The 10,714-nt window shown below is 62.6% G+C and carries 10 protein-coding genes; 6 read left to right on the top strand and 4 right to left on the bottom strand.

The window, feature by feature from the left end; genetic code table 11:
* Nucleotides 1-1,291: 1,291 nt before the first annotated feature.
* A complete protein-coding gene (gene rpsT, locus FFI89_RS34175) occupies nt 1,292-1,570 on the bottom strand; it encodes a 30S ribosomal protein S20 (RefSeq protein WP_138831829.1) in 279 nt (92 codons plus the stop codon).
* A gap of 356 nt (nt 1,571-1,926) precedes the next feature.
* Between rpsT and FFI89_RS34170 the strand changes: the two genes are divergently transcribed.
* The 3 genes from FFI89_RS34170 to FFI89_RS34160 all read left to right on the top strand — a co-directional run bounded on the left by FFI89_RS34170 (nt 1,927) and on the right by FFI89_RS34160 (nt 3,922).
* Nucleotides 1,927-2,244: a hypothetical protein gene (locus FFI89_RS34170; protein ID WP_138831828.1), complete on the top strand. Its 318-nt coding sequence runs from the start codon at nt 1,927-1,929 to the stop codon at nt 2,242-2,244.
* A gap of 116 nt (nt 2,245-2,360) precedes the next feature.
* Entirely contained in the window at nt 2,361-3,017 is a 657-nt protein-coding gene (gene msrA, locus FFI89_RS34165; protein WP_138831827.1) for a peptide-methionine (S)-S-oxide reductase MsrA, read from the top strand.
* A gap of 128 nt (nt 3,018-3,145) precedes the next feature.
* Nucleotides 3,146-3,922: a polysaccharide biosynthesis/export family protein gene (locus FFI89_RS34160; protein ID WP_371722296.1), complete on the top strand. Its 777-nt coding sequence runs from the start codon at nt 3,146-3,148 to the stop codon at nt 3,920-3,922.
* A gap of 167 nt (nt 3,923-4,089) precedes the next feature.
* Here the strand turns inward: FFI89_RS34160 and FFI89_RS34150 are convergent, their stop codons facing one another.
* The 3 genes from FFI89_RS34150 to FFI89_RS34140 all read right to left on the bottom strand — a co-directional run bounded on the left by FFI89_RS34150 (nt 4,090) and on the right by FFI89_RS34140 (nt 5,956).
* Entirely contained in the window at nt 4,090-4,761 is a 672-nt protein-coding gene (locus tag FFI89_RS34150; RefSeq protein ID WP_138831825.1) for a dienelactone hydrolase family protein, read from the bottom strand.
* A gap of 62 nt (nt 4,762-4,823) precedes the next feature.
* Nucleotides 4,824-5,171: a hypothetical protein gene (locus FFI89_RS34145; protein WP_138831824.1), complete on the bottom strand. Its 348-nt coding sequence runs from the start codon at nt 5,169-5,171 to the stop codon at nt 4,824-4,826.
* A complete protein-coding gene (locus FFI89_RS34140; RefSeq protein ID WP_138831823.1) occupies nt 5,168-5,956 on the bottom strand; it encodes an alpha/beta fold hydrolase in 789 nt (262 codons plus the stop codon). The genes FFI89_RS34145 and FFI89_RS34140 overlap by 4 nt, the downstream gene beginning before the upstream one ends.
* Nucleotides 5,957-6,278: 322 nt before the next feature.
* On the opposite strand from FFI89_RS34140, the gene FFI89_RS34135 reads away from it, so the two are divergent.
* The 3 genes from FFI89_RS34135 to FFI89_RS34125 all read left to right on the top strand — a co-directional run bounded on the left by FFI89_RS34135 (nt 6,279) and on the right by FFI89_RS34125 (nt 10,451).
* Entirely contained in the window at nt 6,279-6,770 is a 492-nt protein-coding gene (locus FFI89_RS34135; protein ID WP_138831822.1) for a (2Fe-2S)-binding protein, read from the top strand.
* Nucleotides 6,767-9,058 (top strand): molybdopterin cofactor-binding domain-containing protein, encoded by a 2,292-nt coding sequence (locus FFI89_RS34130; RefSeq protein ID WP_138831821.1) that lies wholly within the window; start codon nt 6,767-6,769, stop codon nt 9,056-9,058. Before FFI89_RS34135 ends, FFI89_RS34130 begins: the two co-directional genes overlap by 4 nt.
* 295 nt (nt 9,059-9,353) lie before the next feature.
* Complete coding sequence (locus FFI89_RS34125; RefSeq protein WP_138831820.1) at nt 9,354-10,451, top strand: HD-GYP domain-containing protein; 1,098 nt, start codon at nt 9,354-9,356, stop codon at nt 10,449-10,451.
* The last annotated feature ends 263 nt before the right edge of the window (nt 10,452-10,714 follow it).

The raw sequence follows: 10,714 nt of genomic DNA, 5'->3' as shown, positions 1-10,714 counted from the left end.
TTGCCTGAGAACTTTTCTGAAAGAGTAAAACAGTGTTTGCCAAATCGCCTTGCAGGTTTCCTTGCGGGCTCCTGCCAGACGCGACCACGAGCGGGGCTGTCTCCGGACATAGATCGAGCGCTCGGCGAAATCGCCGTCACTTGGATTTCAGCTTGGAGAAGAAGCGTCCGCTGGGTCAGCGCGTACTCGACGGTCTTTCCGGAGTTCGCGCCGGGGGCTGATTGAATACAATGCTTGAGGTTTCTGAAACGGTGTCGCCCGAAATGAGCATGTCGAATGCTGAGATGATTCCGTAAAGCATACTACCTCCCCCTCTCGCCGCGAGAACGCGACGAGTTATCAGATCGCAAGTGTTTTCAAAGTCAGTCTGCCGCTACCGGACATTCATGCCCGGCACTGCCGCCGCCGCGTAACCTCAGTCTGTCGTCTTCAACACGTTCGCGGGCTACGCGTTCCCAGTCGATCCGGTTGCCGGCAGCGGCACCATTGAGTGCCATCTTTTGCGTGACTTATTTCTCTTGTCCGGAGTGCGCGAACCGCGCACGCCACGCCGGAGAAATTTAGACACAGAACTGCCGTCCTCATATTGCTATGAGTTACCAACTTAGCATCGCTTGGAAAGCGTCGCTAACGCGCACACCGCCGCCGATTTGCACGTCCGCTCTTGGGTCTCAAACCGCGCTGGTCTGGAGAGCCTTGAGCGTCGCGAACGAGTAAGGAATACACCAAGCACGATTTCTGACAATCCGTGATTCGACGTTGTCGCTCGACTCTTCGCCGGTGTTGCAACGCTGCAATTGCGAGCTTCCACACCAAGTTTTTGAATCAGCGCACAGAATCGCGCGCCGTCAGCCATCGTGACAATTTTCGCTGCACCCGCAAAAAATTTTAAGAAACCGTTACAATCATGGTTACCCGGAGCGGTTTTCAAAACGCTTGAAGCTGCTATGTGGATAAGTGACTAGCGAGACGAAGTTTTTCGCGATTGTTTTTGAGGGTAACCCCCACCTCGCGTTGTTGGGGCGTCGGCGCGAGCGCTGATCAATCGTGGCAGCGGGGCGCGCAATTTTTTTGCATGTGCGCACAGCACGGCCGGTGCAGAAAAATGCACCTCGTAAAAATACGGGAGCGCGAGAAATATGACACGCCGTCGACGGCGCAGCAACGAACCAGTCTCTTGAAAGAACCAGTCTCTTGAAAAAAGAAAAGCCCGGCGAAGCCGGGCTTTGACGAATGTCTATTTCTGTCAGTTCACTTCGCGAGCCTGGCGATCACCTCGCCAGCGTGACGATCACTTCGCGAGCTTGGTCGCCAGCTTGGCGATCTGGTGCGTCAGGCGCGACACCTTCCGGCTCGCATTGTTCTTGTGAATGATGTTGCGCTGCGCTGCCTGCATCAGTTCGGGTTCCGCATGCTTCATCGCTTTCAGTGCTGCATCGCGGTCGCCGCTCTTGATCGCTTCCTCGACGGTGCGCACCGCGCCGCGCATCTGGGTACGGCGCGACTTGTTGATGATGGTGCGGCGGGCAATCTTGCGGGTCGCCTTTTTGGCGGAGGTGGTATTGGCCATGTTCTCAACTATCCTTCGGCTGTCATCGCTCGGGTGGTCGGGCTGGAGCGCGCCGGCCGTTCAAAGGGTGATCGTCTCTGGTTGTATTTTCCAAGGTGTTCTTGAGGATGCCATGCGCGGGAGCCAAAATGCTTCCCGACCGGCGCTGCTCAAAGAACAGCGGCGGCGGGATTGCGCCCGCCGCCATTGGGGGTCTTATAGAGGGCGTGTCCTGCACCGTCAACGGTTTCCGGGTTTCCCCAGCTCCCGGGAATCCGGCCGGAAATGGGGCATAAGATGCTGATGAGGTTGAATTTCTCAGGCTGCCCCGGTATTGGGCTGCAAGCCTTCCGGGCGCGACAGATATAAGGTGACGCATGATCCGCGGTTTCTTCCGGCTTATCGGCCTGCTGCTTCTGGCCGGCGGATTCATCTTCATGGTCTATGACGGGGCCCGGTTCGTGGCCGACCAGACCCTGCGTTTCACCCGGTTTGGCCAGTTCTGGAACGACATTCACCAATCCAGCCAGCAAGCGTTCCGGACCTGGGTGGAGGGCCACGCGCCCTGGCTCTGGAACAGCATCGTCAAGGTCCTGCTGGACCAGCCGGTTTTCGCCGTGCTGGGCGTGGTCGGCATCCTGCTGATGATCCTGTTCCGGCCCCGCAAGCCGCTGATCGGCTATTCGCGGGACTGAGCGGACGTCACGTGTCGCGGGTAACAGGGCTGCCGCGACCGGCGTAAACACCTATATAGAAGTCAACCGGCCGGCGCGGTTGCCGCGTCCGCCGATGTCCCGCCTGGAGGTACTCCATGTTGTTCATGCGCAAGACCACCGCGTTGCCGAGCGCCGCCGAAGCGCTGCCCGGCCGTGCCGCGCCGATCCCGACCGCCACCACCCACTTCGTCAACGGCCGCAAGTTGCAGCCGCCCTATCCCGAAGGTCTCGAACAGGCGGTGTTCGGGCTCGGCTGTTTCTGGGGCGCGGAGCGCAAGTTCTGGGAGCTCGGGGACGGCATCTATACGACGGCCGTCGGTTATGCCGGAGGTCACACCCCCAATCCGACCTATGAAGAGACCTGCTCGGGCCGCACCGGTCACACCGAAGCGGTGCTGGTCGTGTTCGATCCGAAGAAGATCTCCTACGAGCAGTTGCTGAAGACGTTCTGGGAAAATCACAACCCGACGCAGGGCATGCGCCAGGGCAACGATGTCGGCACCCAGTATCGTTCCGCGATCTACACGTTCGGCGACGCGCAGCGCAAAGCGGCTGACGCGTCGAAGGCTGTGTATCAGAAGGCGCTGGCGGCCAAGGGGCTCGGCCCCATCACCACCGAGATCGCGCCATCCGGCGAATTCTATTTTGCCGAGGATTATCATCAGCAATATCTCGCCAAGAATCCGGCGGGCTATTGCGGACTGGGCGGCACCGGCGTGTCGTGCCCGATCGGTGTCGGCGTCACCGCCTGATTGGTTCTCAACCTCTCCTCGCTGCGCGGGGAGAGGTTACGTCCGGTGCCCGAACCGCCCGCAAAAAACCCTTTGTTAACCATAACCGGTGCAAGACTAGGGCGGTCTCGCTTTGAGGGATGGCTCCGGTGCGGGTTGCGCGCGCGTTTCGATTATCGATCACTGCGACCATGACCGCGCTGGCTCTGTCAGGATGCATGCGGACGGCCGGACCCGTTGCGGTCGCGCCGCAAAGCGATCTCGATTCGATGGCCTATGGCCAGCCGTACAGCCCGCCGCCGCTCGCGGTCGCGGCGGATTCGGGTGGCGGCGCCATCGGCGCGCTTCGCTCCGCCTTCGCGGCCGCCCCGCGTGATGCTTCGGCGCCTCCGCCCGCACAGGTCGCCCAAGTAACCCAAGCAGCCTATGTCGAGCCGATGCGGGCGGCGGCGCCGGCACGATACGACGCGGTCTATCATCTCGATGCCGGCGACAAGCTACGCGTCGTGGTCTACGGACAGGAAGGCCTCACCAACACCTATGCGATCGACGCCGGCGGCTCGATCACCATGCCGCTGATCGGCTCGGTGCCGGCGCGCGGCCGCACCACGGCGGGACTGGCGTCGGAGATATCGGTCAAGCTGCGCGGCGGATTCATCCGCGACCCCTCGGTCGCCGTCGAGATCGAATCCTACCGGCCGTTCTTCATCCTGGGCGAGGTGGCTGCCCCCGGGCAATATCCCTACGTGCCGAACATGACGGTCGAGAGCGCGGTGGCGATCGCCGGCGGCTTCTCGCCGCGCGCCCGCCGCGACAGCGTCACGGTGACCCACACCGATGTGTCGGGAACCGGCCGCTTCGTGGTCCTGCCCGGCACCTCGATCAGCCCCGGCGACACCGTGCTGGTCGGCGAGCGCTGGTTCTAGATTTTTCTCACGCTGTCATTCCGGAGCGATGCGCAGCATCGAACTGGGATGTGCAATTGCACATCCGAGAATCTCGAGCTTCCCCGGTGCGCAATTGCGCACCTGAGGTCTGGTCCTTCGGACCATCCCGGAATGACGGCGGTTAGACTACGCGCGAACGTTCGTCGTCACTTCAAATGCTTCGCAAAGAACTCCAGGCTGCGCGGCCAGGCGATGTCGGCGCTGGTCTTGTCGTAGCTCGCCCGTTCGTCGCAGTGAAAACCGTGCTGCGCGCCCGGATAGATGAAGACCTCGACATCGGGCCGCTTGGCCTTGATGGTCTCGACATCGGTCAAGGGAATGCCGGCATCCTTCTCGCCGAAATGCAGTTGCGTCGGGACCTTCGGCTTGTCGTCGGCGAAGCGAACGACGGCACCGCCGTAGTAGCCGACGGCGGCCGACAGGCCCGACAGCTTGGTGGCCGCCACATAGGCGATGCTGCCGCCGAGGCAGAAGCCGATGATGCCGACCGGCCCTTTGCCCTTGACCGCGTCAATCGCCGCCTGGGTGTCGAGCAGCATGGCGGCCCAGTCCGGATTGGCGACGAACTTGCGCGCGTTCGCGACTTCGTCCGGCGTATAGCCGCTGGTGAAATTCGGCTCGATGCGGTCGAAGATCGACGGCGCGATGGCGACATAGCCGGCGGCAGCCAGACGATCGCACACCGCGCGGATGTGGTGATTGACGCCGAAAATCTCCTGGATCACCACGATGGCCGCGTTCGGCGCGCCTGCGGGATCGGCGCGATAGCCGCCCAGTTCAAATCCGTCCGAAGCCTTCAGCCTGATATCTTGTCCCACGGGTCATCCATTTGCGTTTGAGTTGCACGAAGCAGGTTACGTGTAATTTTTGCTGACGGGAGTTACTGCCACATCCAGTTATGGCCCCAGTCGCCCTTCCAGCCGGTCAGTCTGCCTTTGCGGAATTGCAGATAGAGCCGGTCCTTTTTGTAGAACAATCCGCTGCCGCCGATATTGCGGAACGTCAGGTAGATTTCCTCGCCCCTGCGGCCGCTGACGTAATGCAGCGGGGTGCCGAGCGCGCGGGCCGCGGTTTCCTCGTTCATGCCGAACGCCAGCGGCGTGGTGTTCGACAGCGTCGCAATGAAGGGCGGCGGGGCGGGACCGCCGCCCGGCGGCAATTGTTGCGCGAAGGCGGGTGCGGAGAAGCCTGACATCAGCACCACGGCCGCGGCGGCAAACGCTCTCATGATGCGACCTTCGCGGCGGCTTTGGCGTCGAGCCCGTTAAGGAACGGCAGCACCGCGTCGATGAAGGCCTGCGGCTGGTCGATGTTGACGGCGTGGCCGGCCGCCGGGACCACCACTTTCTGCGCGCCGGGAATCTTCGCCGCCATGTAGTCGGAGGCGGCAAGAAACGGCGTGTCGTCGGCGCCGACCACGACCAGTGACGGCACCTTGATATCGGGCAGCGATTCGATCACGCGGGCGTCGCGCTGGGTCAGCATGCCGCGCGCGGCGCGCGCCAGACCAGATGCGTCGCGATGGGTGACGCCGGAGCGTTCGCGGCTGGCGGATTTCAGAACCTCCAGGCCTTCGCGGTCGAAACGGTCGCCGGTGTCATGCGCGCGCTTGTTCCAGACGTCGCGGGCGTCGTCTTTTTTGAAACCGGGGCCGGTGTCGATGATCAGCAGCGCGCGCACGCGCTCGGGATGAGCGCGGTAGAACGCCAGCGACATGTAGCCGCCAAGCGAAAGCCCGCCGACGATCGCCTTGGCGGCACCGATTTCGTCGAGCAGGGCGGCGATGTCACCGACCGTCAGCGCTTCGCTATAGGCCGCGGGATCGTCGGGATAATCGGACTGGCCGTGACCGCGCATGTCCCACAACACGAGTTTGTGATGTTTCGACAAGGCCTCGATCTGGCCCTGCCACATGCCCGAGGTCGAGGAATAGCCGTGCGTCAGCAACAACGGCGGACCGGAGCCGTGCACCTCGTAATAGATGTTGACCCCGTCACGATTGAGCTTCGGCATTGCGCGTTCCCACGAATTTTTTCCGGATAAATCTGACCTTGCCGCATCCTAGCGCGATCCATTCGCTGTTGGGAAATGCAGAAACGGACGACGATGCTTGCGTCGGCGGGTTTATTGACAAGTTCGTGACAAAGTCTTGCCGCAACGCACAACACAAGGACTCAGAATTATATTCTCTTCGAACGATTCCAAATTGCATTGCCACCCGATTGGTTCGGTATCATTCTGCCCGCCAACTGGCATCGACCCGGTGGATACCAGCCAATACCCAAAAGTGAGTTGCCGCCGTAAGCGGCTTCCGACACCGGAAGGGGATGCGCAAATGCCTAATCTGAATATCAACGGGCGGAATATGTCCGTCGAAGCGGCCAACGATACGCCGCTGCTCTGGGTCATCCGCGAGCAATTGCAGATGACCGGCACGAAATTCGGTTGCGGCGCCGGCCTGTGTGGCGCCTGCACGGTTCACGTCAACGGCGAAGCCGTTCGTTCCTGCCAGACCTCGGTCAGCGACGCCGTCGGCAAGAAGATCACCACCATCGAAGGCCTCAGCGCCAAGGGCGATCATCCCTTGCAGAAAGCCTGGATCGTCGAGCAGGTTCCGCAATGCGGCTACTGCCAGTCCGGCCAGATCATGCAGGCGGCTTCGCTGCTCTCCAAGAATTCCAATCCGACCAAGGATGAAGTGGTTGCGCATATGGACGGCAATCTGTGCCGCTGCATGACCTATTCGCGCATCCAGAAGGCGATTATGCGCGCCGCATCCGAAATGCGTACCGCCTCCAATGCCGGCACCGAGCGGAGGGCAACATGAATACGCACGTGAAAATCACCTCAAGCGTTTCAGCCGAGCTCAGCCGCCGCTCGTTCCTGGTCGGCTCTGCCGCTGCCGGCCTTGCGCTCGGCTATTCGGCCGTCCCCGGCCTGTTGGGCGCCGACCAGGCGTTCGCCGCGCCTGCCAATTTCGATCCCAGCGTCTGGTACTCGATCGCGCCCGACGGCATCGTCACCGTGACCTGCGGCAAGGCCGACATGGGCCAGCACATTGCGTCCACCATGGCCCAGCTCGTCGCCGAGGAACTCGGTTCGAACTGGAAGGACATGCGGGTTCAACTCGCTTCCAACGATCCGAAGTTCAATGACCCGGTATTGGGCGCGCAGATCACCGGCGGAAGCTGGTCGACGATGATGAACTTCGAGGCGATGAGCCGCGCCGGCGCCGCGGGACGTATCGCGATGACGGAAGCCGCCGCCGCGTCGATGGGCGTGCCGGCGGGCGAACTCGTGGTGCGCAATTCCACGATCACGCATCCGAAGTCGAAGAAGTCGATGAGCTTTGCCGACATCGTCAAGAGCGGCAAGATCACCAAGACCTTCACGCCGGACGAGCTCAAGGCGATCAAGCTGAAGACATCCGATCAGTACACCATGATCGGCGTCTCGGTGCCGCAGCTCGACATTCCTTCCAAGACCAACGGGTCAGCCAAATACGGCATCGACGTCATGCTGCCGGGCATGTTGTACGGCCGCGTGGTCACGCCGCCGGTGCGCTACGGCGCCACGGTGAAGGCGGTCGACGACAGCGCGGCGAAGAAGGTGCCGGGCTTCGTCAAGGCCGTCACGCTCGACGACAAGACCGGCAGCACCACCGGCTGGGTGGTGGCGGTAGCCAACACCTATACCAACGCGGCCAAGGCGGCGGACGCGCTGAAGATCAGCTATGACGGTGGTCCCAACGCCAAGCTGACAAGCCAGTCGCTGCTCGACGAGGCCAAACGACTCCAGGCCCTCGATGATTCCGGCCTGTTCTTCGTCAAGGACGGCGACACGGCGGCGGCGTTCGGGACGGCGGCCAAGGTGATGGAGGCAGAGTACACCACCAGCATCAACATCCATGCGCCGCTGGAGCCGATGAACGCGACCGCCGAACTGAAAGGCGATATCTGGCATATCTATTCCGGCAACCAGTTCGCGACGCGCTCCGGCGCGATCGCCGCAGGAGCGGCCGGCGTCGATCCCAAATTCGTCGTGATGCACCAGATGTGGCTGGGCGGCGGCTTCGGCCGGCGTCTCGACGCCGACATGATGGTGCCGGCGGTGCAGGCGGCGAAGGCTGTCGGCAAGCCGGTCAAGGTGATCTACAGCCGCGAAAACGACATGACCATGGACTATTCGCGGCCGCTGACGTTCCAGAAGATCAAGGCGGGTCTCGACGCCGACGGTAAGCTGATCGCGCTCAACCACGACGTGGTCAGCGCGTGGCCGACCCAGCGCTGGGGCATTCCTGACTTCCTGACGCCCTCGGTCGACAAGAAGGGTGGTCTCGACGGCTTCACCGTCAACGGCGCGGACTTCTTCTACTCCGTGCCCAATCATAACGTCCGCGCGATCAAGAACGAGATGGCGCAAAATGCCACCCCGTCGGGACAGTTGCGGTCGGTGGCGCCGGGCTGGACCTTCTGGGCGGTCGAAAGCATGATCGACGAACTCGCCCATGCTGCCGGCCAGGATCCGGCGCAATACCGGATCGCGCTGCTGGACGGCAAAGGCAAGAACGACGGCGGCGCGCAACGCCTGCGCAATACCTTGCTGGCCGCGATGGGCCTGGCGGGTTACGGCACCAAGCAATTGCCGAAAGGTGAAGGCATGGGCGTGGCCTGCGTCTCGTCGCAGGAGCGGGCGACCGCAAGCTGGACCGCGTGCGTGGCCCATGTTGCGGTGGCGCCTTCCGGCGAGGTCAAGGTCAAGAAGCTGACGATCGCCACCGACGTCGGCACGCAGGTGCATCCCGACAACATCCGCGCCCAGGTCGAGGGCGCGGCGCTGTGGGGACTCTCGCTCGCCTTGTACGAAAAGGCGACGCTGAAGGACGGCGGCATCGAGCAGACCAACTACGATACCTACACGCCGCTGCGGATGAGCCAGGTGCCGGAAGTGGCCGTCAACGTCATCGCCAATGGCGAGAAGGCCACCGGCGTCGGCGAGCCGGCCGTCACCGTCATCGCGCCCGCGCTCGGCAATGCGATCTTCAACGCCTGCGGCGCGCGCATCCGCGCGTTGCCGATCACAGCGGAAGCGGTGAAGGCGAACATGAAGGCGTAAGGCGCCGCCATATCGAACAAGCACGATCCGCCGGAGATTTTCTCCGGCGGATTTTTTTGTCCGGTCATGCCCCGCGAATGCGGGGCATCCAGTACGCCGCGGCCGCGCCAGCTTTCGCAGGCGCCCCGGCGTACTGGATCATCCGCCTTCGCGGATGATGGCAGTCGGGGATGCGCCCAATCCCTAAAATTGTAACGATTACGGTATCTTCCCGTTGACAATACCTCTTAAGGCGCAGGGAACGCCTTGTCCGGTAGCCTCTGCCTCGGTCATCACCGTGAGGCTCTGGGGTCCCATGTCAGCTCTACCCAACAAGACTCCGACCATGCGCCGGCTTCTGCTGGCTTCGGATCGGAGCGATCAAAGCAGCGAACTGGCCAGCATCCTGCAGGCGGTCGGCCAGGTCGACACCATCGCGACTTCTGCCATTCCCGATTCTCCCTCGCGCGATCTCTCCGGGATCGTGGTCGATATCAACCTGCGCTCCGCCGAGAGCGTGCAGCTCGTGCGCAACAAGCTGCGGGCCGATGCCTATCGCGAGATGCCGCGGCTGTTCGTGCTGGCGGACGCGCTTCACCACGGATCGATGCAGGCCTGGGCGCTCGGCGCCACCGATACGATCGCGCGGCCGTTCGATGCGCAGGGTATCCTGCAGCGGATCCGCGCCGCGTTTCCGGACACCGAAAGCTACGACGAAACCGATCGCGGCAAGGCGCTGAACCGCGGCGTCGAGGCCGCGCATGGGGTGCTGGTCAAGATCTTCAATCGGCTCCCGGCCGGCGTCCCCCTGAAATTCAGCGACATCGTCGAGGTCGAGAACAAGATCATCAAGGCGATCAAGCACTCCTCGCTGCGGGAATGGCTGACGACCGTCGGCTGCCACCACACCGACAGCTACCGACACTGCCTGTTCGTCACCGGTTTTGCGGTCGCGTTCGCGCAACATCTCGGCATGCGTGAGGACGACCAGCGCCGTCTCGTCCGCGCCGCCCTGCTGCACGATGTCGGCAAGGCATTCATTCCGGTTGAAGTCCTCGACAAGCCGGATCCGTTGACCCTGGAAGAAATGGAAGTGATGCGCCAGCATCCGCGCCGCGGCTTCGACGCGCTGACGGCGCAGGGCGGCTTCCCGCCGGAAATGCTCGACGTGATACTGCATCACCACGAGTTCCTCGACGGCACCGGCTATCCCGACGGCCTGAGCGGCAAGGAGATCAGCGACATCGTGCGCCTGACGACGATCGTGGACATCTACGCCGCGCTGGTCGAGAAGCGTGCCTACCGGCTGCAGTTTACCCACGCCAAGGCATTCGCCATGATGGAAGAGATGGGCGACAAGCTGGACCAGCATTTGCTGCACGCGTTCCGCCCGGTGGCGTTCGGGCATTATTGAGTTATCTCTCCCGTCATTGCGAGGAGCGCTAGCGACGAAGCGATCTATCTATCCCCGAGTCGAGGAATGGATTGCTTCGCGGAGCCTGTCATCGGGCGCGCATTCGCGCGACCCGTTGGCTCGCAATGACGAGCCGATAGGTCTTCCTGCCGGTTCGCGCAGTTCCCGTCAGCCGCTCAACGCAAGTATTCGGGCTTTTCACCCGGCTAGCTATCTGGGATCATCGGTGCGCACGGCGCCGTGACGAATGATGCAGACGGGGA

This window comes from Bradyrhizobium sp. KBS0727 (assembly GCF_005937885.2).
In the GTDB taxonomy this organism is placed as follows: Bacteria; Pseudomonadota; Alphaproteobacteria; order Rhizobiales; family Xanthobacteraceae; genus Bradyrhizobium.
Note: the sequence above shows the minus strand (reverse complement) of the source record. Positions and strands in the feature narration are given on the sequence as shown.

Excerpts from the sequence above, each read along its gene's own strand:
- FFI89_RS34170 (WP_138831828.1), top strand. The coding sequence starts at position 1,927 with ATGATCCGCGGTTTCTTCCGGCTTATCGGCCTGCTGCTTCTGGCCGGC.
- rpsT (WP_138831829.1), bottom strand. The coding sequence starts at position 1,570 with ATGGCCAATACCACCTCCGCCAAAAAGGCGACCCGCAAGATTGCCCGC.
- FFI89_RS34140 (WP_138831823.1), bottom strand. The coding sequence starts at position 5,956 with ATGCCGAAGCTCAATCGTGACGGGGTCAACATCTATTACGAGGTGCAC.
- FFI89_RS34135 (WP_138831822.1), top strand. The coding sequence starts at position 6,279 with ATGCCTAATCTGAATATCAACGGGCGGAATATGTCCGTCGAAGCGGCC.
- FFI89_RS34130 (WP_138831821.1), top strand. The coding sequence starts at position 6,767 with ATGAATACGCACGTGAAAATCACCTCAAGCGTTTCAGCCGAGCTCAGC.
- FFI89_RS34145 (WP_138831824.1), bottom strand. The coding sequence starts at position 5,171 with ATGAGAGCGTTTGCCGCCGCGGCCGTGGTGCTGATGTCAGGCTTCTCC.
- FFI89_RS34125 (WP_138831820.1), top strand. The coding sequence starts at position 9,354 with ATGTCAGCTCTACCCAACAAGACTCCGACCATGCGCCGGCTTCTGCTG.
- msrA (WP_138831827.1), top strand. The coding sequence starts at position 2,361 with ATGTTGTTCATGCGCAAGACCACCGCGTTGCCGAGCGCCGCCGAAGCG.